This window comes from Spiribacter sp. 1M189, assembly GCF_040838345.1.
GTDB classification, from domain to species: Bacteria; Pseudomonadota; Gammaproteobacteria; order Nitrococcales; family Nitrococcaceae; genus Spiribacter; species Spiribacter insolitus.
This window is the reverse complement of record NZ_JBAKFF010000001.1, coordinates 757,961-779,140: the sequence shown is the minus strand read 5'-3', so window position 1 is coordinate 779,140 and position 21,180 is coordinate 757,961. Positions and strand designations below refer to the sequence as shown.

Genomic DNA, 21,180 nt, shown 5'->3' with positions numbered 1-21,180 from the left:
CCCTGGAATGACCGGAGGGCAGGCTAACAACGGGGCTCAGACCGGTTGCAGCACCCCGTCGGCGAGATTCAGCCGTCGATCCATTCGCCCAGCGACCTCCAGGTCGTGGGTGACCAGGACGACGCTGGTTTCGTTGGCACGATTGAGATCCTGGAAGAGCGCGAGCACGGATTCGGCGGTCTGCCCGTCCAGGTTGCCGGTGGGCTCGTCGGCCAGCAGGCAGGCGGGTCGGGTGACCAGTGCCCTGGCGATGGCGACCCGCTGGCGCTCGCCGCCGGAGAGTTCTCCGGGTTTATGACGAAGGCGCTTTTCCAGTCCGACGTCCTTGAGCATGCGCGTCGCCTGCTCCCGGGCCGGCCGGATGGCATCGCCGCGAATCAGCAGCGGCATGGCAACGTTCTCTACAGCCGTAAACTCACCGAGGAGATGATGGAACTGGTAAACGAAGCCCAGGGCACGATTGCGAAGCCGGCCCCGCGCCGCCGGGCCGAGCCCCGAGAGTGCCTGTCCCTGCACGTGGATCTCCCCGGCATCGGGATCCTCGAGACCACCCAGCAGATGCAGCAGGGTGCTCTTGCCTGAGCCGGAGCGGCCCAGGATTGCGACCTGCTCCCCCGGCTCGACACGGAATTCCAGCCCGCGCAGGACGTCAACAGCCAGCCCGCCCTCTCGGAAGGCCTTATCCACGTGGCGGCAGTCGATCACCGGTTCACGGCTACTCATGGCGGAGGGCCTCCGCTGGGGCGGTGCGCGCCGCCCGCCATGCCGGGTAGAGCGTGGCGAGCAGGCTCAGGGCGATGGCAGAGAGACTGATCCGCCAGACATCGGGCATGCGCAGATCCGAGGGCAGTTCGCTGATCAGGTAGACATCGCCGGAGATGAACTCCACGCTGAACAGCCGCTCGATCGCCGGGACGATGGTCTCGACGTTCATCGCCAGGGCAATGCCCGCGCCGGTGCCGAACAGTGTACCGACCACGCCGAGCAGACTGCCCTGGACAACGAAGATCCCCATGACCGTCAACGGTCGCGCTCCCAGTGTGCGCAGGATGGCGATATCCGACTGCTTGTCCTGCACGGCCATGACCAGCGTGGAGACGATGTTGAAGGCAGCGACCCCGACAATCAGCATCAGAATGATGAACATCACGGTCTTCTCCATCGCCACGGCGCGGAAGAAGTTCCGATGCTGCATGGTCCAGTCACTGACCAGGTAGTTGCCCGGCAGTGCCCGGGCGATCTCGCGGACCCTTGCCGGCGCCGACATCAGATCGTCGAACTCGAGCCGGATTCCACTCACCGTGTCCGCCATGCGGAACAGCCGCTGGGCATCCGCCAGATGGATCAGCGCCAGTGAGCCGTCGTACTGCGCCATGTCCACCTCAAAGATGCCACCCACCTCGAAGCGCCGAAGCCGTGGCAGGATACCAGCCGCCGAGGCGCGCACCTCCGGCGTGATGAGACTGACCGCATCACCGGTGCCCACACCCAGCTCCGCGGCCAGCCGGCTACCCAGGATGATCCGGTATTCGCCATCCGCAAGGGTATCGAGGTCTCCCTCAATCAGATTGTTGGCCACCCGCGAGACCGCCGTCTCACGGGCCGGATCAATGCCCCGCACCAGTGCCCCGGTGACGTCGGCGCCCCGGGTCAGCATGACCTCTCCATTGATGAAGGGGGCTGCAGCGATCACGTCACTGCGCTCATCGAGGCGTGGCAGCAGCGCCTGCCAGTCGCTCAGCCCGCCTTCATGGCCCTGCACGGTTGCATGGGAGACCATGCCCAGGATGCGCTCGCGGAGTTCCTTCTCAAAGCCGTTCATCACCGACAGAACGGTAATCAGGGCCATGACACCCACGGCGATTCCGAGCATGGAGCTTGCCGAGATAAAGGAGACGAAGCGGTTACGCCGGCGGGCACGGGTGTAGCGCAGCCCGATGAAGAGCGGGAGCGGTCTGATCATGTGGCCACCGAAACCCGCCGGTCCACATGGATCCCCGTCTCGGTGGGCGTTGCCCCGACGCCCAGCACCATCACCCCGGCGGCGATGGCCGAGCGCAGGGCGCGGCCATAAGCCGGATCGATGACATCAGCGGGCCGGATCTCGTCGACGTCCGGGCGCTGGGCACAGAAGATGAGCATCGCCCCGACCCCGCGCTCGGCAAGCCGCTGGAGCACCTCCAGATGGCGGACGCCCCGCGTGCTCGGCGCATCAGGGAAGACCGCGATGCCGGCCTCGACCGCCGCGGTGACGTTTTTCACCTCGACGAATCGGCCGTCGCCCTCAAGCCGGAAATCCGCGCGCATCGGCTCATCGGGAACATTGACCTCGGCGCGCACCGGACCGGCGCCGGCCACTTCCGGCATGAGGGCCGCATCCTCAAGCGCCTCCGCGACCAGCCGATTGGTACGGCCGGTATGTATCCCCACGCGCACGCCATCGACCGCTTCCACCTGCTCCCAGGTGTGGGCGTACTTGCGCCCGGGCCGGTCGCTGCGCGACAGCCACACGCGCATGCCGCGCTCGGCGCAACCGAGCATCGATCCGGTATTCGGACAGTGCGCAGTGATCCGGCTGCCATCGGCAAGCGTGACATCGGCAAGAAACCGTTTATAGCGCCTCTCGAGGGTGCCAGCAGCCAGCGGTGCGTCATAATCCATGAACGCAGTCTACCGGGCGCAGCGCGGCCATTCATCCCGTTTCGCACCGTCATCGCTTTGGGTAGACTTCCCTGCCCCTGATCCATGACTGCATCCTAATGCCGAACGCAAAACCGCTGCTCATAACCGAAGACCTCCCCGCTGGCGCCGGCGACCGGCAGGACTGGCTGGGACTCGTGGGTGACGCCACGGCCCTCGCCATCGCCGAAACCGCCCGGCAACACGACGGGCCGATGATCCTGATCACCACCGGGACGGCAGAGGCCGAGCAGCTGCGCCGCGGGCTGCGGTTTTTCGGCGTCGACGACATCGAGCTCATGCCCGATTGGGAAGTGCTCCCCTATGACGTCTTCTCGCCCCATCAGGACATTACCTCCGAGCGGCTGCGCGCCCTGCACCGTCTGCCAAGGAAGGAGTCCGGTGTGGTGATCGTGCCAACCGCCACGCTCATGCAACGCATTGCGCCACCGTCGTTTCTCGACGCGACCGTGGTCCGCCTGGCGCGGGGCCAGCGCCTGGCACTGGAAGCCATGCGCAGTACCCTGCAGGCGAGCGGCTACCGCTGTGTGTCCGAGGTCCTGGAACACGGCGAATTCGCGGTCCGGGGCGCCATTCTCGATCTCTATCCCATGGGGGCGGAGGCGCCATTCCGGCTCGATTTATTCGACGACGAAATCGACACCATCCGCACCTTCGACCCGGAGACCCAGCGTAGCCTCGAGCGACTGGACGCCGTCGAGCTGCTCCCGGCACATGAATTCCCCACCGACGATGAGGGCATCAAGCGATTCCGCAGGCAGTATCGGGCGCGCTTTGAGGGCGACCCCACGGCCAGTCCGGTCTACCAGGCGATCAGCGACGGCCACATCCCGAACGGGATCGAGTCATACCTGCCTCTGTTCTTCGAGGAAACCGCGACGCTGTTCGACTACCTCCCGGCGGGGACCCTGGCGCTGCGCGTCGGCGCCGTTGATGACCAGCTCGATGCGGAATGGGCGCAGATCAACGAGCGTTACGAACAGCGTCGTCACGACCGCGAACGTCCGGTCCTGGCGCCGGCATCGCTCTACCTGGATCCCGATGCCGTCCGGCAGGGCCTGCGCCAGGGTGGCCGGATCGATATCCCGGCGGATCCCACGCGCGAGGTGGCGCGGAGTCGCGACCGTCTCCTTGGTGCGCGTCCGCTGCCGGATCTGACGGTGGCGCCAGGTGATGAATCCGGGCTTTCCCCGCTGCGGCGCTTCATCGAGGAATTCGATGGCTCCGTGCTGCTGACGGCGGAGACCGCGGGCCGGCGGGAGGCGCTTCGCGAGCGGCTCCAGGCCGGTGGACTTTCGGTTCGGGAGATCAACGACTGGCCCTCATTCCTCGCCAATCCCTCGCCGCTGGGCCTGACCGTGGCCCCGCTGGATGTCGGCTTCCGACTGCCGGAGGCGGGCCTTGCCGTGGTGCCGGAATCCGCGCTCTTCGGCGAGCGTGCGGAACAGCGGCGGCGCCGGAAGTCGGCACCGGAGCGTGACCCTGATGCGATCATCCGCGATTTAACGGATCTGCGCGCCGGCGCGCCGGTGGTCCATGAACAGCATGGCATCGGCCGTTACCACGGGCTCCAGACGCTCGACGTCGATGGCGTGGCGACTGAATTCCTCACCCTGGAGTACGCCGGCGGGGATAAGCTCTACGTGCCGGTCGCATCGCTGCATCTGATCAGTCGCTATACCGGCGCCGAGGATGAGGGCGCACCGCTTCACCGGCTTGGCAGCGGCCAGTGGGAGAAGGCGAAACGTCGCGCGGCCGAGAAGGCGCGCGACGTGGCGGCGGAGCTGCTGGATATCTATGCCCGGCGGGAGGCGCAGCAGGGCGAGGCGCACGAAGTGCCGGAGGACGACTACGGGCGTTTCGCCGCGCAATTTCCGTTTGAGGAAACACCCGATCAGCAGACAGCGATTCACGCCGTGCTGCAGGATCTGCAGCAGACACGGCCGATGGATCGCGTGGTCTGCGGCGACGTCGGATTCGGCAAGACAGAAGTCGCCATGCGGGCGGCCTTCGCCGGCGTGCAGTCCGGCCGCCAGGTGGCGGTGCTGGTGCCCACCACCCTGCTCTGCCAGCAGCATTTCCAGAACTTCACCGACCGTTTCGCCGACTGGCCGGTTCGCATCGAGCAGATCTCGCGCTTTCAGTCGTCACAGGCGCAGGCCCGGACCCTCGACGCGCTCGCGGACGGCAAGGTGGATATCATCATCGGCACGCACAAGCTCCTGCAGAAATCGGTGCGTTTCAAGCGACTGGGGCTGATGATCATCGACGAGGAGCATCGCTTCGGCGTCCGTCAGAAGGAGGCGCTCAAGCGACTGCGCGCCAATGTCGATGTGCTGACGCTCACGGCGACACCGATCCCGCGGACACTGAACATGTCCCTCGCCGGCCTGCGGGATCTGTCGATCATTGCGACGCCACCGGCGCGGCGTCTGGCGGTGAAGACCTTCGTCAACGAGTGGGACGATGCCACGATCCGCGAGGCCTGCCTGCGGGAGCTGCATCGTGGCGGCCAGGTCTACTTCCTCCACAACGATGTCCAGAGCATCCAGCGCGTCGCCGAGGAGCTGGCGACGCTGCTGCCCGAGGCGCGCGTGCGCACCGCCCATGGGCAGATGCCCGAGCGGGAACTCGAGCGGGTGATGCTGGATTTCTACCATCAGCGCTTCAACATCCTGGTCTGCACGACCATCATCGAGAGCGGCATCGACGTTCCCACGGCCAACACCATCGTCATCAACCGGGCCGACCGCCTGGGGTTGGCCCAGCTGCATCAGCTACGCGGTCGGGTGGGTCGCTCTCATCATCGCGCCTACGCCTACCTGATCGCGCCACCCCGACGGAGCCAGACGGCCGATGCCGTCAAGCGCCTCGACGCCATCGCCTCATTGGAGGACCTGGGGATCGGGTTCGCGCTGGCCAGTCACGATCTCGAGATCCGCGGTGCCGGCGAGCTGCTGGGCGAAGGTCAGAGCGGGCAGATCCACGAGGTGGGATTCAACCTCTACAACGATCTCCTCGACCGTGCCGTGCAGTCACTGAAATCCGGGAAGGAACCCGCACTGGAGCAACCCCTCGAGCAGAGTACGGATGTCGATCTGCATATCCCCGCGCTCCTTCCCGAGGACTATCTGCCCGATGTCCATACCCGGCTGGTGCTCTACAAGCGCATCGCCAGCGCCACGGGCGCTGAGGCACTGCGCGAGCTGCAGGTGGAGATGATCGATCGCTTCGGGCTCATCCCCGAGCCCGCGCGCAACCTTCTGGAGGTCGCGCGACTGCGGCAGCAGGCTCAGGCCATGGGTATTCAACGCCTCGAGGTTGGCCCCGGTGGCGGGATCGTTCAGTTCGGCGAGGCGCCCCAGGTGGATGCCGGCGCCCTTGTCCGCATGGTCCAGGAACAGCCGGGGGTGTATCGTCTGGAAGGACAGGAGCGGCTGCGATTCCAGCGTGAGACCGAATCCGCGCAGGAGCGGATCGATCTTGTCGAGCAGCTCCTCGCTTCCATGGCATTGCGTGAGGCCGCTTGATGAAATGCCCCTTGTTCGCCGCGTTGTTCGGGATGTTGATGCTGACGGGTACCGGCGTTGTCATGGGACAGGCGGCCGAGGGGCCGGATGGCCCGGATCGCTATCGAGTGGAGGTGGTGCTCTTCACCCAACCTCCCATTGATCCGGAACGTCCCGAGCGGCCCAGCCCTCAGGCGAAAGCCATGGCCGAGACCATGGCCTGGCCGCTGCGTCGCGATGACAATGGCACGCTCGGATACCGGCAACTCCCCGCAGCGGAGCATTCACTCGGCCGCGCGGCACGGCGGATCAGTGGTCGCGCAGGATTCGACGTACTATGGCATGCCGCATGGGAACAGCCGGGAGTTGGCCCGGCCCAGGCCCAGCCAGTCGCGCTGCCGATGCAGCTCCGGGCGGAGGGCATCAGCGGTTTTATCCGGGTTTATCGCCAGCGCTTTCTGCATGTTGAGGCCGAGCTGCGTTACACCGAGGCCGAGGACCGTCACTGGGCCGTGAGTACCAGCCGGCGGATGCGGAGCGACCAGCAGCACTACCTCGATCACCCAGTGCTGGGCATTCTCGTGCGCGTCAATGAGATCACACCCGACGGGGCCTGATCTCAGTCCTCATCATCCGGGTGGGCGGCGTAAATGGCATCAATATTGCGCAGATAGCCCTTGTAATCCATCCCGGAGCCGAACACATAACGCTCCGGGACGGTCAGGCCAACGAAGTCGGCGGACAGCCCGGGGACCCGCCCGGGATTAGGCTTGTCAGCAAGAACGGCGGTATGCACCGTCGCAGCCCCTTCTTCCCGGCAGGATGCGATCAATCCCCGGAAGGTATGGCCCTCGTCGAGAATATCGTCGACCAGTAGCACATGGCGATCCCGCAAAGGGGTCTGCGGACGGGCGAGCCAGACCAGCTCGCGGCCGGTTGTGGTCTTGTGATATCGGGTGGCGTGGACATAATCGATCTCGAGCGGAAAATCCAGCCGATTGAGCAACCGCCCCATCGCCACGATGGCGCCGGTCATCACGCCCAGCACCAGCGGACGGGATCCCGTCAGCCGCTCGGTGATCTGTTCGGCGAGGCGGTCCAGCGCGGCGTCGATGGCCTTAGCGTCATGCAGGCACTCGGCCCGCTCCATTACCCCGGCCAGTTCCGAGGCGGTGAGTTCCACACCCTGCGTCATTGTGACTCCCGGTTGGTTTCCTAACCGGTCAGTATAGCGTCGGGTTCAGAGACCAGCCAGTTGCCTCCGGGCTTCCCGATAGGCCGGGCTTGCATGAAGCGTGGCCAGTGACTCGCCGCCGCGACCATGCAGACGGGCGAGTCGTAGCGCCGAGAGCGGATTGGGGTGAGTGCAGCGATCCAGCAATGCGTCGGCCCGGCGGCCTGCGTTGCCGAAAATCGCCATGTCACATCCGGCGGCCATTGCGGCTGCCAGGCGACCCGCCGGGTCACCCGCTACCGCCGCGGCCGCCATCTCAAGGTCATCGGTGAAGATCGCCCCTTCGAAACCCAGCGTCCGGCGCAGATATCCGGTCCAGGCCTGGGCGAATCCGGCAGGCCTCGGATCCACCGCGGGGAATACGACATGCGCCATCATGACCGCGGCGAGGCCGTTGTCGATGAGCCGGCGGAAGGGCAGCAGGTCGGTATGTACCAGATCGGCCAGCGCGCGATCATCCACCGCGCTGGCCTCATGCGAGTCCGGTGCCGTCCCGCCATGCCCCGGGAAATGCTTGCCGACACAGCTCATGCCGGCCGAGCGCGCCCCGCGTTGCCAGGCAAGCGCGAGCGCCGCGACCGTCTCAGGGGAGCCCGAGAAGGCCCGATCGCCGATCACGCGACTGATGCCCCGATCCAGATCAAGGACCGGCGCGAAGCTGAAGTCCACGCCCAGTGCCCGCAGCTCCGATGCCATCATCCATCCGGCGGACCGGGCGGCCTCCTGCGCCAGCGCCGGTGCTTCCAACGCTGCCTGCCCGAGTCGGCCCAACGCCGGCAACGCCGTGAGGCCATCCCGGAAGCGCTGCACGCGCCCTCCTTCCTGGTCAACGGCGATCAGCAGCGGCGGGTTGCGCAGCGCCTTGATCGAGCGGGTCAGCTCGAGCAGCTGCTCCGGTGTTTCATAGTTGCGAGCGAATAGCAGGACGCCACCCACCGCGGGATGGGCGAGACGATCCCGCTCCTCGCCGGTGAGCCGTGTGCCCGCCACGCCGAGCATGAGTGGACCGAGCATCAGTCGCCATCCTCGAGCAGGACCGGCATGCCGGGGTGGCAGCGATCGAACAGCGCAACCACATCCTCGCTGCGCATCCTGATGCAGCCATGGGAGCGCGGTTCGCCCATGGGTTCAGTCTCCGGCGTGCCATGGATGTAGATGAAGCGGCGGAGGGTATCCACCGCCCCACCGCGGTTGCGTCCCGTCTCGGTTCCGGTCAGCCACAGGATCCGCGAGAGGATCCAGTCGCGCTCTGGCTCCCGCGCAGCCAGTTCGGGACGGTAGATCTCGCCAGTAGGACGACGGCCAACGAACACCGTGCCCTTCGGCAGCGAGGCGCCGATCATTGCCCGGATGCGATGCCAGCCCCTGGGCGTGGCACCACTGCCCTGGCGCTCGCCGGTACCGGCAACTGCCGTGGATACCGGCCATACGGCGATCTGCTTCGCGCCCCGGCATAGCCACAACTGTTGCCGTGGAATCGAGATAGCCAGCCAGTCCTGCACGCCCTGCCCCTCATCGATCATGGCTGCGATGATATCCTAGCCGCTCGACTGATAACGACGAAGGGGGCGCACTGCGCATGAAACGTCTGATCCTGCTGCGTCATGGACAGAGTATCTGGAATCTGGAGAACCGCTTTACCGGCTGGCATGACGTCGATCTGAGCGAGAAGGGCCGCGAGGAGGCGACCGAGGCGGGCCGTCTGATGGCGTCGGCCGGGCTGGCGCCCGATGCCGTTTACACCTCGGTGCTGACCCGGGCCATCCGCACCGGCTTCATGAGCCTCGATGTGCTCAGCCGGCTCTGGATTCCCATGATCAAGGACTGGCGTCTCAACGAACGTCACTACGGGGCGCTCACCGGCCTGGACAAGGCCGAAACCGCCGCGGAGTACGGTGACGAGCAGGTTCATGTATGGCGCCGGAGTTTTGCCACCCCACCACCGGCGCTGGCCGATGACGACGAGCGCCACCCGCGGCATGATCCCCGCTATGCCGCGCTGGATCCTGGCCTGCTGCCCGCCACCGAATCACTCAAGGATACGCTCGCCCGGGTGCTGCCGTACTGGGAAAGCGACATCGCGCCGGCCCTCAACCACTATCCCACCCTGCTGATCGCGGCCCACGGCAACAGTCTGCGTGCCCTGGTCAAGCACCTGGAGGGACTCTCCGACGAGGCCATCACCGGCGTTGAGATCGCGACCGGTGATCCGCTGGTTTATGAACTCGATGATGAGCTGGCGGTTGACGCCAAGTATTCGCTGAGGGACGGCCGTTGAGCGAACTCCCCCATCTCAATGCGCGTGGCGAGGCGCATATGGTGGACATTGGTGGGAAGACCGACAGCCACCGCGTGGCCGTGGCCGAGGGCCGTATCCGCATGAGCGCGGAGGCCATCGAAGCGCTGCAACAGGGCAACCTGGAGAAGGGCGATGCGCTCGGCACCGCGCGGGTCGCCGGCGTGATGGCCGCCAAACGCACGGCGGACCTGGTGCCGCTCTGCCATCCGCTATCCCTGACCCACATCGACGTGCGCCTGACACCGAATCCCGACGACCTCGCCGTGCATTGCGAGGTCACGGCGGCAACCAGGGGAAGCACCGGTGTCGAGATGGAGGCACTCACCGCGGTCCAGGTCGCCCTGCTGACTGTCTATGACATGTGCAAGGCACTGGACCGGGGTATGTGCATTGAAGGCGTCCGCCTCAATCACAAACGGGGCGGACGCTCCGGGGAATGGAATCGCTGACTAGCCGCCGACGGCTTCGTTGACCTTGGCCGCATAGATGAAGTCGTTCTCATGCAGCCCACCGATGGCATGAGTGTGGATCTCCACCTCACACCAGCCATAGCCGAAACGGATGTCCGGATGGTGGTCCTCCTGCTCGGCGACGTCCCCCGCGCGGTTGGCCACCGCCTGCGCCTCGGCAAAGTCCTTCGTCTTGAAATGGCGACTGATGCGCGTGGCGTCCTCATTGAGTTCCCAGCCGGGAATATCGGCGAGGTAGCGTTCGGCCTCTCCCCGGGGCATCGGGTCGATACCGCCCTGGCAAGGGGTGCAGTGCTTTTCCGTCAGACTCATGCTCGCTCCTTCATTTGAACCGGCCGTTCTACCGGGAATCGCGTCCAATGACGTAAGAGCTCTCACCTAATCATTTCACCCGGGCCCTCTGCAATGATCGACCTCGGTGTTCGGCCGCCACAATCGGGTCAGCTGCCTACGTCGCGCGCCTTGGCCTGCTGATAGGCCGCCTCCAGCCGCTCGAAGTCAACCGATTCCGGCGCCTCGCCCGCATCTGCCAGGATGCCCTCCAGCCCGCGGAAGCGCCGCTCGAATTTCACGTTGCCATCGCGCAGGGCCTGCTCGGGATCGACGCCCAACTGCCGGGCCAGGTTGACGCAGGCCAGAAGCAGGTCGCCCATCTCCTCGTGGACATGGGTCTGGTCCCGCGGCGCGTGCATCATCGCTTCTTCGAGTTCGGCAAGCTCCTCGCGCACCTTGTCCGCCACCTGGTGGGGCTCAGGCCAGTCGAAGCCCACCCTCGCCGCTCGGGACTGCAGTTTGCGACTGCGCGTGAGCGCAGGCAGGCCGAGCGGCACATCGTCCAGCGCGCTGGGCGGCTGATCACCACCTGTCCGGGCGGCACGCTCCTCGGCCTTGATCGCCTCCCAGGTGGCCTTCTGCGACGCCGCCGTTGTCTCGCGGCGTTCGCCGAAGACATGCGGATGGCGCCGGATGAGCTTGTCCACCACCCCGCGCGCGACCGCGTCGAAATCGAAGCTGCCCTCCTCGCGGGCGATCTGCGCATAGAACACGACCTGGAACAGGAGATCACCCAGCTCGTCGCGCATGGCCGCCCGATCGCCGCGCTCCATGGCATCGGCCACCTCATAGGCCTCCTCCAGCGTGTGCGGCACGATGCTGCGGAAATCCTGTTCGCGGTCCCAGGGGCAGCCGCGCTCCGGATCGCGGAGCGTGGCCATCACCCCAAGCAGTTCTTCCAGCGCCTTCATCGCTTCTGGTACTGGGTCGCGCCGAAGAGCTGTTCCTTGGCCGCATCATCCAGTTTCGGCGGACGCGCATCGGCAAGGACGGCAACCCCACGCTGAACGGCGGCACGCTCAGAGATGGCGTCGTACCAGCGCTTGAGATTCGGGTAATCGTCCAGCGACTGACCCTGATTCTCATGCGGCCGGATCCAGGGATAACAGGCGATATCGGCGATGGTGTATTCACCGCCCGCCAGCCAGTCGCGATCCGCGAGTCTGCGATCCATCACACCATAAAGTCGGCTAGCCTCGTTGGTGTAGCGCTTGATCGCGTAGTCGATGGACTCCGGTGCGTACTGCCGGAAGTGATGGGCCTGACCCAGCATGGGCCCGAGGCCACCCATCTGGAACATCAGCCACTCGAGGGTCTCGTAGCGGGCGCGGACATCCTGCGGTATCAGTCGACCGGTTTTCTCGGCGAGATACAGAAGGATGGCGCCGGATTCGAACAGCGATATCGGCTCGCCGTCCGGGCCTTCGCTATCGATGATGGCGGGAATCTTGTTGTTCGGACTGATGCGCAGGAAGTCCTCGCCGAACTGGTCGCCCTGTCCGATGTTAATGCCGTGGACATTGTACTCGAGGCCCAGCTCCTCAAGGGCGATGTGGACTTTATGACCATTCGGTGTCGGCCAGCTGTAGACGTCGATCATGCGGCTTCCATCCTTTATGATTGCGGGTATGAATGAGATTCCCGGTTATCAGAGACGCCATAGTGTGCCGGTGAAGGTCGGCCACGTCACGGTGGGCGGCGACGCACCGGTGGTCGTGCAGTCCATGACCAACACCGATACCGTCGACGAGATCCGCACCGCCATCCAGGTGGCCGATCTCGCCCGGGCGGGGTCGGAGCTGGTGCGGATCACCGTCAACAACGAAGAGGCGGCCCGCGCCGTCCCGGCCATCCGCCGCCGCCTGGATGACATGGGCGTCGACGTGCCATTGGTGGGTGACTTCCACTTCAATGGCCATCGCCTGCTCAAGGCGGTCCCAGAGTGTGGCGAGGCACTGGCGAAACTACGCATCAACCCTGGCAACGTCGGCAAGGGCAGCCGCCGCGATCCGCAGTTCGCCGAGATCATCGAAATCGCGCGTGACTTCGATCGCCCCGTGCGCATCGGGGTCAACTGGGGCAGCCTTGACCAGGACCTGCTCTCACGGTTGATGGATGAGAATGCCCGACGCGCCGATCCGCAGCCGCCGGAAGCGGTCATGCGCGAGGCGGTGGTGGTGTCGTCGCTGGAGAGCGCCGAGCGTGCCGAGGCCCTGGGCCTCCCCCACGACCGGATCATCATCTCCTGCAAGATGAGCCGCGTGCAGGACCTCATCAGCGTCTATCAGGATCTCGCCGCGCGCTGTGAGTACCCCCTGCACCTGGGCCTCACCGAGGCGGGAATGGGCTCGAAGGGCATCGTCGCCTCCACGGCCGCGCTCTCAGTGCTCCTGCAACAGGGCATTGGCGATACCATCCGAATCTCATTGACCCCCGAGCCTGGCGGGGATCGAACCCAGGAAGTGGTGGTCGCCCAGGAAATCCTGCAGACCATGGGCCTGCGGAATTTCACTCCTCTGGTGGCCGCCTGTCCGGGCTGCGGTCGGACCACGAGCACCTTCTTCCAGGAGCTGGCCGACGAGATCCAGACCCACGTTCGGGAGCGGATGCCCGAGTGGCGCGAACAGTATCCGGGGGTGGAGTCCATGAGCCTTGCGGTGATGGGCTGTGTGGTGAACGGCCCCGGCGAGAGCCGGCAGGCGGATATCGGCATCAGTCTGCCGGGTACCGGTGAGAAACCCGTGGCGCCGGTCTACGAGGATGGCGAGAAGACGGTCACCCTGAAGGGCGATACCATCGCCGATGACTTCAAGGTGATTGTCGAGCGCTACGTCGAGCGGCGTTACGGTCAGGGGGCCGCCTCCGCCTAGACGATGCCGCTCCCGGACTATTCCTCGAGCCGGTGGCGCTTGCCCCTGACGTTCTCCCACTCCTCGGCGTCCGGCGGAGGATCCTCGCGGTCTTTGATCACCGGCCACTGCTGAGCCAGCCGTTCATTGAGGGCAATATATTCCTGCTGATCCGCCGGCACCTCGTCGTCGGGATAGATCGCATCCACCGGGCATTCCGGCACGCAGACGGCACAGTCGATGCACTCGACCGGGTCAATGACGAGGAAATTCGGCCCGCCGTGGAAGCAGTCCACTGGACAGACCTCGACACAGTCGGTGTAACGACACCGGATACAGGGTTCGGTCACTACGTACGTCACGGTCGACTGGCTCCGCCGGGAAGCTGACGACGGTTGGACAGGGCCCCGCAGACATCGCACCGCCATGGCCCCCGACCATACTGACGCCGCATGGCCTCGCGGATTTCCGGACGGGTGGCGAAATCGGCCAGGGTGATGCCGCGCAGGAACCTCTCGATCTGCTCCGCCAGTCCTGACCAGAGTGTCTCGTCGAGCGGAGAATTCGCGCGCCTTGGTCCCCCCTGGCCATCCATCAGCGTGATCACCTCACCGATGGAAATCGCCTCGGCCGGCCGTCCCAGTCGATAGCCGCCGCCGGGTCCCGGTGTGCCCCGGACCAGCCCGGCGCGGCGCAGTTTCCAGAAGATCTGATCGATGTAGGACATCGATATACCCTGGCAGACCGACACCTCCGACAGGGGCACCGCGCCGGCATCGTTATGGATGGCGAGGTGCATCAGTGCGCTCACCGCATATCGGCTTTTCGCGGACAGTCGAATCATCGTCCCATTATGCCAATCATTGCGGCTCAGGCGTCAGCCCGAATGGCATGACCGTATGACCGTGATTCACCGGGCCATGGCCGTGCCCCAGCGGAACCGCGGTCTCAAGGGCGCGCTGCAGATAGTCGCGTCCACGCCGGACCGCCACCTCGAGGTCGAGCCCCCGGCCGATCCCCTCGGCAATCGCGGAGGCCAGCGTACAGCCGGTGCCGTGATCACTGGTGGTCGTCAGTCGTCCATGGCGAAGGTGGGTGATGCCCTGCCGCGTCGCCAGCACATCCTCGAGGACTTCTTCCGCCAGATGCCCGCCTTTGAGCAGCACCGCCTGGCAACCGAGGTCGAGCAGTGCCTCGGCCGCCGCCGGCATCGCCGCAACGCCATCAATGGGCCGCCCCAGCAGGGCCTCCGCCTCGGGAATATTGGGCGTGATGAGCCGGGCCTGCGGTATGAGCACATCGCGGAGATGCGCCATGGCTTCATCCGCCACCAGCCGATCGCCGCTCTGGGCCACCATGACCGGATCAACCACCACGGTTACAGTGTTGGCCCGGGCATCGAGTTCCGCCACCACGGCATCAATCACGGCGGCATCGTGGAGCATGCCGGTCTTGATACAGTCTGCGCCCAGATCGTCCAGTACCGACCGGATCTGTTCACGAATGAATGCCGGCTCAACGCCGCGAACGCCCTGCACACCGAGCGTGTTCTGTGCCGTCAGCGCCGTGACCGCCGTCATTGCATAGCCACCGAGCGCGGTGACCGCCTTGATGTCGGCCTGAATGCCCGCGCCGCCGCCCGCATCGGATCCGGCGATGATCAGAATGCGCGCCGGTGTCATCAGCATCCCTCCCCTTTCGTCTGCATGTAATGCGCCCTGGCCCGACGGCGGTCGGGTTTCCCCGCGCCGGTCAACGGTAGTGCCTCGACGACCTGCAGGGTCGTCGGATGCTTGAATCGCGCCAGCCGATCATCGAGCCATGACCGAATGCCTGCAAGGGCATCCTGCGCCGGGCCGGTCAACCAGGCAACGGGGCGTTCCCCCCAGCGCGTATCCGGTACTCCGAAGACCATCACGCCCTCAACATCAGGGTGCTGCCTGAGCAGCCCCTCGAGCTCCTCCGCGGCGATATTCTCCCCGCCGCTGACAATCACGTTGTCGATGCGACCGACGATGAAGACGCGCCCCTCGGAGTCCTCGCGGGCGAGGTCACCGCTCCGGATCCAGCCATCGTCGGTCCATCGTGCCCGGTCCTGCTCGGCATCATCCAGATAGCCGTCGAAGTCATGCGGGCTGCGCAGCTGCAGTTCACCGGACTCGCCGCCTTCCATGACCGTGTTGTCGGCGGGGTCGACGATCCGGTAATCGCAATGGAAGAAACTCGTGCCGACGCTGGCCCGCTCAGTGACCGCGCTCTCTGGGTCGGCCGCGGACCGGGCGTTGATGAAATTCGACGGCCCCGCTTCGGTGAGACCGTATGACTGACGGACTGTGATCCCACGGGCCAGAAAGGGTTGCATACTGGCTTCGGCACAGGGCGCACCGGCGGTGGTAATGGCCTCCAGCGAGTCCAGTGATGCCGCCGCGAATGCCGGGGCCGCCGCCATGGCCTGGAGCATCGCCTCGACGGCACCGAGGTGATTCACCCCGTAGTCATCGATGGCGCTCAGGGCCGACGCCGGATCGAATACCGCCGGAACCACGGCGCATCCACCGGCGTATAGAATCGGCAGGATCGTGTTCCAGCCACCGATGTGGAAGAGCGGGAAGAGCACCAGCTCGCGGCGGCCCGCAAGCCCGTCCGGCGCCGCAACCAGCAGCTCCATGGCATTCCAGACCATCTGTCGATGGCTGATGCGACAGATCTTCGGGAGTCCGGTGCTGCCCCCCGTATGCACCAGCAGACACGGGTCGGCCAGCGCCAGGGCGCGATTCACGGGCCGCGGCACGACCGCTTCGAGCGCCACTTCCGCGCTGCACCCGGTGCCACCGAATACGAGCCTTGGCAAGCCGGCAACCGACCCGTCCAGACTGTCGGCATACTCGATCAGGTCGGTATCCACCAGCAGCCACTCAGGATCGAGCCGACACAGAATCTCCGAGGCCTCCGCCGGACTCAGGCGATGGCTGACCGGCGCGACGATAGCGCCGGTCTTGCCCGCCGCCATGAAAATCTCGATGGCTTCCAGCCGATTGCGACTCAGCAGCGCGATGACGTCGCCCTGCCCAATTCCCGCGGAGTCGACCATCCAGGTCGCCCAGCGGCGCGCCCGGTCATCGAGATCGCGATACGTCAGCCGCCGGTCACGCGCCGGATCAATCAGCGCAGTACGCTCGGGGGTCAGGCACCGGCGTCGTCCGGCCCAGTCGCCCACCCAGTTCATCGGGCGTTGGTCAGCGCAGTATTCGGTATTCATCGTCATCAGGAATTCCAGCAGAATGACCGCATGAAGTACAACGGCCTTGTCGATATCGGTGTCAACCTTACCCACCGGCGCTTTGACGAAGATCGTGCGGCCGCTATCGAGCGAGCCGCGGCCGCCGGGGTCACGTCGATGATCCTCACCGGCGTCAGTCTTGAGGAGTCGCGCGCCGCGGTTGCCATGGCGGCAGAACATCCTGACGCCATGCGCGCCACCGTCGGGGTGCATCCGCATCATGCCGATGAATGGTCAGAGGACAGCGTCCCGTTGCTTGAGGCCCTGTCCGAGGCGCCCGCGGCGGCTGCCATCGGGGAAACGGGCCTGGATTATTTCCGTGACTTCTCGCCCCGTCCCGTTCAGCGTCACGCCTTCGCGGCACAGCTCGAACTCGCCGCCCGACTGGGATGTCCCGCCTTTCTTCACCAGCGCGATGCCGAGGCCGATTTCCTCGCCATCATGAAAGAGTATCGGCCGCATGTCCCAGCAGCCGTGCTGCATTGTTTCACCGGGGACCAAGCCCTGCTCGAGGGCTGCCTTGAGCTTGACCTGCATATCGGTGTCACCGGATGGGTGACCGATCAACGGCGCGGCGGCGCGCTACGGGAATGCCTACCCAATATCCCGGACGGCCGTTTAATGATCGAGACCGATGCGCCCTTTCTTCTGCCCCGTGGTTTACCTGCGAAACCGGCAAACCGACGCAACGAGCCCGCGTTTCTGCCGCATGTCCTCGAGGCCGTCGCCAGGCTCAGGGGGGGCGATCCCGACGCGCTCGGCAGAATGACCGCATCCACCAGCCGGAAATTTTTTGGCCTGCCTCAGTAGTGCCGGTCTATCGTACCGAAACGGCCATGCCCGCCACGTCGTCGGCGGTCGAGATCACGCTTTCCCGCGCAGCGAGCGCGGCATCGATCACCTCGGGCCCGGCGCCCTTGCGACCGGCCGCCTCGCTGAGTGTCCGCCGCCAGACACGGGCGCCCGGGAGGCCCTGAAAGAGTCCGGCCAGATGCCGCGTGAAGCGCGTCACCGGGATTCGCGCATGCCAATGCGCGGCGACGTAATCCCGGTAGGCAAGCGCCACCGTTTTGCGATCCGGCAACGGCCGTTCGCGATCACCGAAAATGCGGGCATCGGCTTCGGCAAGCAGCCAGGGATTGTGGTAGGCCTCACGACCAATCATCACACCGTCGAGCGGGCCCAGCCATTCCGCTGCGCGATCCAGGCTGCGGATTCCGCCATTGAGCACGATCGGCAGATCGGCAAAGTCGTGCTTGAGCGCCGCGACAGTCTCGTAGCGCAGCGGCGGCACATCGCGATTTTGTTTCGGTGAGAGCCCATGAAGCCAAGCCTTCCGCGCATGCACGATCAGCGCATCCGCCCCGCCGACAATGATCTGCTCGGTAAATCGGCAGAGCTGGTCAAAACGGTCATCGTCATCCACTCCAATGCGCGATTTCACGGTCACCGGCAGCTTCGTCGCTTCGCGCATGGCAGCCACCAGTTCCCGGACCAATTCCGGTTCGCGCATGAGGCAGGCTCCAAAGCGCCCGGACTGAACCCGGCTGCTGGGGCAGCCGACGTTGAGGTTGACCTCATCGTAACCCCATTGTTCGGCGAGCGCTGTCGCATGGGCGAGTTGCGTCGGGTCGCTGCCACCCAGTTGCACCGCTACGGGCGCCTCGGCGGGATGCCCGGCCAGAAAGCGTTCGGCCCTGCCATGCCAGAGTGCCTGGACCGGAACCATTTCGGTATACAGGCGCGTATGCCGGCTGATCAGGCGCAGGAGATACCGGCACGCCGGATCGGTCCAGTCCATCATGGGGGCGACGCTGAGGCGCAGATCCGCAGTAATACTCATTGGCGATGCAGTCGCGTTATGCTTTCGGCTAAGTGTTGATGAGACGTTCAGAACATGGGATCCATTCGATTCTACACGACAGCAGGGTGCCACCTCTGCGATGAGGCCTGGCAGCTACTCGAGCCGGTGGTGCAGCGGCGCGGCCTGACGGTCGAGTGCGTCGAGATCATGGACGATACGGATGCTGAGGCCGCCTATGCCGAGTTCATCCCCGTCATCGAATGCCCGCAGCGGCCGCGGCCGCTCTATTGGCCATTCGGCATGGCCGATCTCTACCGGTATCTCCCATGAGTCGTCTGGCGGCGGTGCTGCTCGCCATATCCGGCGTATGGATGCTGATAACCCCAAGCGCCGCAATCGCGTCCCCCGGTCAAGACAAAGTCTGGGTTCGTGTCGATACCGATGCGGCGGTGACCGAGGTCTGGCGTGGCGACCAACGGCTGATGCGCCTTGACGATGTCGCCTTCGGCCGGGGCGGGATTTCCGATTTGCATTTCAGGGGCGATCAGACGACACCGAGAGGAGAATTCAGAATTACCCGGTTCAATCAGGAAAGCCGCTTTCATATTTTCATCGGTATTAACTATCCCACCCTCGCCCATCTCGACGATGCCCGTCAGCGGGGCGCGATGACAGAGGCCGAATACAGCGATGCCCTCCAGATCGGTCTCGAATACGGAGAGTTCCCGCAGGATGGGACGCTGGGCGGCCATATTGGATTTCACGGCATCGGTAACGGCAACCCGGCCATTCATCGCGACTTTCATTGGACCGAGGGCTGCATCGCCCTGACCAATGAGCAGATCGAAACGTTGCATTCCGTTGTCAAGATAGGCACGCCGGTGGTGATTGAATAGCCTTTCCGGGGGTTGAAAGTCGTCGGCCGGCGCGCAATCATGCCGCAGACGATCACGGCGAATGACCGCCGCTGATGTCCGTCGGATTGAAACGTCAGGACAATACGAAGGAGTTTTATATGACCCAGTCGCTCAAAACGCTGCTCAAGCTGAGCGCTGCCACCGCTTCCATGGGACTGCTGGTGGGCTGCGCCACGCAGGCTTCCGTCGATGATCTGCAGGCTCAGGTCGACGAGGTCCGGGCCATGTCCGAGGCCGCGATGGATGAAGCGAGCATGGCCATGGTGACCGCGGAGGGTGCCGATACGGTCGCCAACGCCGCTCAGGACACGGCTAACGAGAACAGCGAGAAGATCGATCGCATGTTCGAAGAGTCGATGTACAAGTAGGATCTATTCCGGTAGATCCCACGAGAACCCCGCCACGGCGGGGTTTTTTATTGCCTTACCACCGACGACCAGTGACCGGTATCCTCCGGGCTGACATCGGGCCGCCTCGAGATGACGCCGGGAATGCCACTCGCCGCGTTGACCGTGCGGGCGAGCTGGTCATGATCCACGCGCGCCGGCCCCTCATCCATTACGCCGGCGACCGCGCGTACGGCATCCCGGATAGGCGGTGGTTTGAGCGGATCATAGGCATTCTCCGCGTCTGCCGGCAGCACGGGATGCGCCTCGATCAGTAGCTCGCCGGCCATCCAGCCGGCCTTGACGGGCTGATTGACGATCTGAATGTTCGCCCCGACCGGGAGGCGCTCGAACAGTGACTCCACGTCTTCCGGGAACATCCGGATGCAGCCGTGGGTGACGCGCATGCCGATACCACGCGGCTCGTTGGTGCCGTGGATCAGGTAAGCCCCGCCGGGAATATCGAGCCGCAATTTATGCCGTCCAAGCGGATTATCCGGCCCTGGTGGCACGGCGCTTGGTAGCGGCCGGCCCTGAGCGGCACGCTCGGTCAGGATGGACTCTGGCGGGAACCAATACGGATCCTCGGTCTTCTGGGTGATTCGGGTCTCGCCCAGCGGTGTTCCCCAGTCCATGCGCCCGACGCTGATAGGGTAGGTCTCGACGCGGCGAGTCTCCCCTGCATCGGCCGGCGGATAATAATAGAGCCGCATCTCGGCGAGATTGATGACCACGCCATCCCGCCGCGCCGCCGGCAGAATGAACCGGCTCGGAATGAGGACTTCCGTCCCCTCCCCCGGTAACCAGACATCCACATCCGGATTGGCCCGACGCATCTCTTCGTAACCGATACCGTATTCGCGCCCCAGCGCGAGCAGCGTGTCCTCACGGTCAGCCGTGATCCTCTGCACATGCCCGACCACATCCACGTTGGGCGGAGGCAGCGGGTAGCTCAGACCCATGACGAGCGAAGGGATCGCCATACAGCATGCCAGCGCGCAGACTCGCGCCACACCGATTATTCCCGCCGTTCGCATCACCCTGCCCTTTTCATGTTTAGGAAGCCGATTCCGCCAAACACTGCTTCGTGTCCTGCCATAATGTAACGCGAAAAGCATTGGACCAGTCTGCCGAGGATATAAGCGATGGATGACCTGCAGCGCACCGAGATCGAGGCCGCCGCTTTCCGCGCGCTTGTCGCGCACCTGCAAGAGCGCACGGATGTACAGAATATCGACCTCATGAACCTCGCCGGGTTCTGCCGCAACTGCCTGGCGCGTTGGTACGGGGAGGCCGCGGCCGAGCGCGGCATCGAGCTGGACAAAGAAACCGCGCGCGCACTCATCCACGGCATGCCCTACGCTGAGTGGAAAGCACGGTATCAGGCATAAATCGGGCT

The 21,180-nt window shown here is 65.1% G+C and carries 25 protein-coding genes; 10 read left to right on the top strand and 15 right to left on the bottom strand.

Annotation, left to right across the window (positions count from 1 at the left end; translation table 11 throughout):
• Positions 1–36: 36 nt before the first annotated feature.
• Genes lolD through sfsA form a run of 3 tightly spaced genes read right to left on the bottom strand, consistent with a single transcriptional unit; the run spans position 37 to position 2,661 of the window.
• Entirely contained in the window at positions 37–723 is a 687-nt protein-coding gene (gene lolD, locus V6X30_RS03940) for a lipoprotein-releasing ABC transporter ATP-binding protein LolD (RefSeq protein WP_367983345.1), read from the bottom strand.
• Positions 716–1,963, bottom strand: coding sequence for a lipoprotein-releasing ABC transporter permease subunit (locus V6X30_RS03935; protein ID WP_367983344.1), 1,248 nt, complete (start codon positions 1,961–1,963; stop codon positions 716–718). The genes lolD and V6X30_RS03935 overlap by 8 nt, the downstream gene beginning before the upstream one ends.
• On the bottom strand, positions 1,960–2,661 hold the full coding sequence (gene sfsA / locus V6X30_RS03930) for a DNA/RNA nuclease SfsA (protein ID WP_367983343.1): 702 nt from the start codon (positions 2,659–2,661) through the stop codon (positions 1,960–1,962). The genes V6X30_RS03935 and sfsA overlap by 4 nt, the downstream gene beginning before the upstream one ends.
• Before the next feature lie 98 nt (positions 2,662–2,759).
• Here sfsA and mfd point away from each other — a divergent pair, with 98 nt between their 5' ends.
• Entirely contained in the window at positions 2,760–6,230 is a 3,471-nt protein-coding gene (gene mfd, locus V6X30_RS03925) for a transcription-repair coupling factor (protein WP_367983342.1), read from the top strand.
• A 38-nt stretch (positions 6,231–6,268) separates the two neighbouring features.
• On the top strand, positions 6,269–6,826 hold the full coding sequence (locus V6X30_RS03920; RefSeq protein WP_367983341.1) for a CsiV family protein: 558 nt from the start codon (positions 6,269–6,271) through the stop codon (positions 6,824–6,826).
• A 2-nt stretch (positions 6,827–6,828) separates the two neighbouring features.
• On the opposite strand, the gene V6X30_RS03915 is transcribed toward V6X30_RS03920, so the two are convergent.
• Genes V6X30_RS03915 through V6X30_RS03905 form a run of 3 tightly spaced genes read right to left on the bottom strand, consistent with a single transcriptional unit; the run spans position 6,829 to position 8,966 of the window.
• Positions 6,829–7,404: a hypoxanthine-guanine phosphoribosyltransferase gene (locus V6X30_RS03915; RefSeq protein ID WP_367983340.1), complete on the bottom strand. Its 576-nt coding sequence runs from the start codon at positions 7,402–7,404 to the stop codon at positions 6,829–6,831.
• A gap of 45 nt (positions 7,405–7,449) precedes the next feature.
• The gene (gene nagZ, locus V6X30_RS03910; RefSeq protein WP_367983339.1) at positions 7,450–8,457 is read right to left on the bottom strand and encodes a beta-N-acetylhexosaminidase; all 1,008 of its coding nucleotides are present in this window, start codon (positions 8,455–8,457) and stop codon (positions 7,450–7,452) included.
• Positions 8,457–8,966: a L,D-transpeptidase family protein gene (locus tag V6X30_RS03905; protein ID WP_367983338.1), complete on the bottom strand. Its 510-nt coding sequence runs from the start codon at positions 8,964–8,966 to the stop codon at positions 8,457–8,459. The genes nagZ and V6X30_RS03905 overlap by 1 nt, the downstream gene beginning before the upstream one ends.
• Before the next feature lie 65 nt (positions 8,967–9,031).
• On the opposite strand from V6X30_RS03905, the gene gpmA reads away from it, so the two are divergent.
• Together gpmA and moaC are read left to right on the top strand one after the other, a co-directional pair.
• Complete coding sequence (gene gpmA / locus V6X30_RS03900) at positions 9,032–9,721, top strand: 2,3-diphosphoglycerate-dependent phosphoglycerate mutase (protein WP_408022366.1); 690 nt, start codon at positions 9,032–9,034, stop codon at positions 9,719–9,721.
• Positions 9,718–10,191: a cyclic pyranopterin monophosphate synthase MoaC gene (gene moaC, locus V6X30_RS03895; RefSeq protein ID WP_367983336.1), complete on the top strand. Its 474-nt coding sequence runs from the start codon at positions 9,718–9,720 to the stop codon at positions 10,189–10,191. The genes gpmA and moaC overlap by 4 nt, the downstream gene beginning before the upstream one ends.
• On the opposite strand, the gene V6X30_RS03890 is transcribed toward moaC, so the two are convergent.
• The 3 genes from V6X30_RS03890 to V6X30_RS03880 all read right to left on the bottom strand — a co-directional run bounded on the left by V6X30_RS03890 (position 10,192) and on the right by V6X30_RS03880 (position 12,145).
• The gene (locus V6X30_RS03890) at positions 10,192–10,524 is read right to left on the bottom strand and encodes a 4a-hydroxytetrahydrobiopterin dehydratase (protein WP_367983335.1); all 333 of its coding nucleotides are present in this window, start codon (positions 10,522–10,524) and stop codon (positions 10,192–10,194) included.
• A 128-nt stretch (positions 10,525–10,652) separates the two neighbouring features.
• On the bottom strand, positions 10,653–11,456 hold the full coding sequence (gene mazG, locus V6X30_RS03885; protein WP_367983334.1) for a nucleoside triphosphate pyrophosphohydrolase: 804 nt from the start codon (positions 11,454–11,456) through the stop codon (positions 10,653–10,655).
• Positions 11,453–12,145: a glutathione binding-like protein gene (locus V6X30_RS03880; protein ID WP_367983333.1), complete on the bottom strand. Its 693-nt coding sequence runs from the start codon at positions 12,143–12,145 to the stop codon at positions 11,453–11,455. Before V6X30_RS03880 ends, mazG begins: the two co-directional genes overlap by 4 nt.
• 28 nt (positions 12,146–12,173) lie before the next feature.
• Between V6X30_RS03880 and ispG the strand changes: the two genes are divergently transcribed.
• Positions 12,174–13,415: a flavodoxin-dependent (E)-4-hydroxy-3-methylbut-2-enyl-diphosphate synthase gene (ispG, locus tag V6X30_RS03875; protein WP_367983332.1), complete on the top strand. Its 1,242-nt coding sequence runs from the start codon at positions 12,174–12,176 to the stop codon at positions 13,413–13,415.
• Positions 13,416–13,432: 17 nt separating this feature from the next.
• On the opposite strand, the gene fdxA is transcribed toward ispG, so the two are convergent.
• The 4 genes from fdxA to V6X30_RS03855 are packed head-to-tail and all read right to left on the bottom strand — an operon-like array spanning position 13,433 to position 16,659.
• Positions 13,433–13,756 carry a ferredoxin FdxA gene (gene fdxA, locus V6X30_RS03870; protein ID WP_367983331.1) on the bottom strand — a complete coding sequence of 108 codons (324 nt, stop codon included), beginning with the start codon at positions 13,754–13,756 and terminating at the stop codon, positions 13,433–13,435.
• On the bottom strand, positions 13,753–14,235 hold the full coding sequence (locus V6X30_RS03865) for an Rrf2 family transcriptional regulator (RefSeq protein ID WP_367984532.1): 483 nt from the start codon (positions 14,233–14,235) through the stop codon (positions 13,753–13,755). Before V6X30_RS03865 ends, fdxA begins: the two co-directional genes overlap by 4 nt.
• Positions 14,236–14,254: 19 nt before the next feature.
• A complete protein-coding gene (gene thiD / locus V6X30_RS03860) occupies positions 14,255–15,076 on the bottom strand; it encodes a bifunctional hydroxymethylpyrimidine kinase/phosphomethylpyrimidine kinase (RefSeq protein ID WP_367983330.1) in 822 nt (273 codons plus the stop codon).
• Complete coding sequence (locus V6X30_RS03855) at positions 15,076–16,659, bottom strand: AMP-binding protein (protein WP_367983329.1); 1,584 nt, start codon at positions 16,657–16,659, stop codon at positions 15,076–15,078. The genes thiD and V6X30_RS03855 overlap by 1 nt, the downstream gene beginning before the upstream one ends.
• 24 nt (positions 16,660–16,683) lie before the next feature.
• Here V6X30_RS03855 and V6X30_RS03850 point away from each other — a divergent pair, with 24 nt between their 5' ends.
• Complete coding sequence (locus tag V6X30_RS03850) at positions 16,684–17,484, top strand: TatD family hydrolase (RefSeq protein ID WP_367983328.1); 801 nt, start codon at positions 16,684–16,686, stop codon at positions 17,482–17,484.
• Between the two features lie 7 nt (positions 17,485–17,491).
• Here V6X30_RS03850 and dusA read toward each other — a convergent pair whose 3' ends face one another.
• Positions 17,492–18,517 (bottom strand): tRNA dihydrouridine(20/20a) synthase DusA, encoded by a 1,026-nt coding sequence (gene dusA / locus V6X30_RS03845; RefSeq protein ID WP_367983327.1) that lies wholly within the window; start codon positions 18,515–18,517, stop codon positions 17,492–17,494.
• Positions 18,518–18,571: 54 nt separating this feature from the next.
• Here dusA and V6X30_RS03840 point away from each other — a divergent pair, with 54 nt between their 5' ends.
• The 3 genes from V6X30_RS03840 to V6X30_RS03830 all read left to right on the top strand — a co-directional run bounded on the left by V6X30_RS03840 (position 18,572) and on the right by V6X30_RS03830 (position 19,763).
• Positions 18,572–18,808: a glutaredoxin family protein gene (locus V6X30_RS03840; RefSeq protein ID WP_367983326.1), complete on the top strand. Its 237-nt coding sequence runs from the start codon at positions 18,572–18,574 to the stop codon at positions 18,806–18,808.
• Positions 18,805–19,374 carry a L,D-transpeptidase family protein gene (locus V6X30_RS03835; protein ID WP_367983325.1) on the top strand — a complete coding sequence of 190 codons (570 nt, stop codon included), beginning with the start codon at positions 18,805–18,807 and terminating at the stop codon, positions 19,372–19,374. Before V6X30_RS03840 ends, V6X30_RS03835 begins: the two co-directional genes overlap by 4 nt.
• A 119-nt stretch (positions 19,375–19,493) precedes the next feature.
• Positions 19,494–19,763 carry an Lpp/OprI family alanine-zipper lipoprotein gene (locus tag V6X30_RS03830; protein ID WP_367983324.1) on the top strand — a complete coding sequence of 90 codons (270 nt, stop codon included), beginning with the start codon at positions 19,494–19,496 and terminating at the stop codon, positions 19,761–19,763.
• Between the two features lie 47 nt (positions 19,764–19,810).
• Here the strand turns inward: V6X30_RS03830 and V6X30_RS03825 are convergent, their stop codons facing one another.
• Positions 19,811–20,764, bottom strand: coding sequence for a L,D-transpeptidase family protein (locus V6X30_RS03825; protein WP_367983323.1), 954 nt, complete (start codon positions 20,762–20,764; stop codon positions 19,811–19,813).
• 162 nt (positions 20,765–20,926) lie between these two features.
• Between V6X30_RS03825 and V6X30_RS03820 the strand changes: the two genes are divergently transcribed.
• The gene (locus tag V6X30_RS03820; RefSeq protein ID WP_367983322.1) at positions 20,927–21,172 is read left to right on the top strand and encodes a DUF1244 domain-containing protein; all 246 of its coding nucleotides are present in this window, start codon (positions 20,927–20,929) and stop codon (positions 21,170–21,172) included.
• Positions 21,173–21,180: the final 8 nt, after the last annotated feature.

What these genes read in the sequence shown, in the direction of transcription:
- lolD (WP_367983345.1), bottom strand. Translation starts at nt 723, where the DNA reads ATGAGTAGCCGTGAACCGGTGATCGACTGCCGCCACGTGGATAAGGCC.
- V6X30_RS03935 (WP_367983344.1), bottom strand. Translation starts at nt 1,963, where the DNA reads ATGATCAGACCGCTCCCGCTCTTCATCGGGCTGCGCTACACCCGTGCC.
- sfsA (WP_367983343.1), bottom strand. Translation starts at nt 2,661, where the DNA reads ATGGATTATGACGCACCGCTGGCTGCTGGCACCCTCGAGAGGCGCTAT.
- mfd (WP_367983342.1), top strand. Translation starts at nt 2,760, where the DNA reads ATGCCGAACGCAAAACCGCTGCTCATAACCGAAGACCTCCCCGCTGGC.
- V6X30_RS03920 (WP_367983341.1), top strand. Translation starts at nt 6,269, where the DNA reads ATGCTGACGGGTACCGGCGTTGTCATGGGACAGGCGGCCGAGGGGCCG.
- V6X30_RS03915 (WP_367983340.1), bottom strand. Translation starts at nt 7,404, where the DNA reads ATGACGCAGGGTGTGGAACTCACCGCCTCGGAACTGGCCGGGGTAATG.
- nagZ (WP_367983339.1), bottom strand. Translation starts at nt 8,457, where the DNA reads ATGCTCGGTCCACTCATGCTCGGCGTGGCGGGCACACGGCTCACCGGC.
- V6X30_RS03905 (WP_367983338.1), bottom strand. Translation starts at nt 8,966, where the DNA reads ATGATCGATGAGGGGCAGGGCGTGCAGGACTGGCTGGCTATCTCGATT.
- V6X30_RS03890 (WP_367983335.1), bottom strand. Translation starts at nt 10,524, where the DNA reads ATGAGTCTGACGGAAAAGCACTGCACCCCTTGCCAGGGCGGTATCGAC.
- mazG (WP_367983334.1), bottom strand. Translation starts at nt 11,456, where the DNA reads ATGAAGGCGCTGGAAGAACTGCTTGGGGTGATGGCCACGCTCCGCGAT.
- V6X30_RS03880 (WP_367983333.1), bottom strand. Translation starts at nt 12,145, where the DNA reads ATGATCGACGTCTACAGCTGGCCGACACCGAATGGTCATAAAGTCCAC.
- ispG (WP_367983332.1), top strand. Translation starts at nt 12,174, where the DNA reads ATGAATGAGATTCCCGGTTATCAGAGACGCCATAGTGTGCCGGTGAAG.
- thiD (WP_367983330.1), bottom strand. Translation starts at nt 15,076, where the DNA reads ATGACACCGGCGCGCATTCTGATCATCGCCGGATCCGATGCGGGCGGC.
- V6X30_RS03855 (WP_367983329.1), bottom strand. Translation starts at nt 16,659, where the DNA reads ATGACGATGAATACCGAATACTGCGCTGACCAACGCCCGATGAACTGG.
- V6X30_RS03850 (WP_367983328.1), top strand. Translation starts at nt 16,684, where the DNA reads ATGAAGTACAACGGCCTTGTCGATATCGGTGTCAACCTTACCCACCGG.
- dusA (WP_367983327.1), bottom strand. Translation starts at nt 18,517, where the DNA reads ATGAGTATTACTGCGGATCTGCGCCTCAGCGTCGCCCCCATGATGGAC.
- V6X30_RS03840 (WP_367983326.1), top strand. Translation starts at nt 18,572, where the DNA reads ATGGGATCCATTCGATTCTACACGACAGCAGGGTGCCACCTCTGCGAT.
- V6X30_RS03835 (WP_367983325.1), top strand. Translation starts at nt 18,805, where the DNA reads ATGAGTCGTCTGGCGGCGGTGCTGCTCGCCATATCCGGCGTATGGATG.
- V6X30_RS03830 (WP_367983324.1), top strand. Translation starts at nt 19,494, where the DNA reads ATGACCCAGTCGCTCAAAACGCTGCTCAAGCTGAGCGCTGCCACCGCT.
- V6X30_RS03825 (WP_367983323.1), bottom strand. Translation starts at nt 20,764, where the DNA reads ATGGCGATCCCTTCGCTCGTCATGGGTCTGAGCTACCCGCTGCCTCCG.
- V6X30_RS03820 (WP_367983322.1), top strand. Translation starts at nt 20,927, where the DNA reads ATGGATGACCTGCAGCGCACCGAGATCGAGGCCGCCGCTTTCCGCGCG.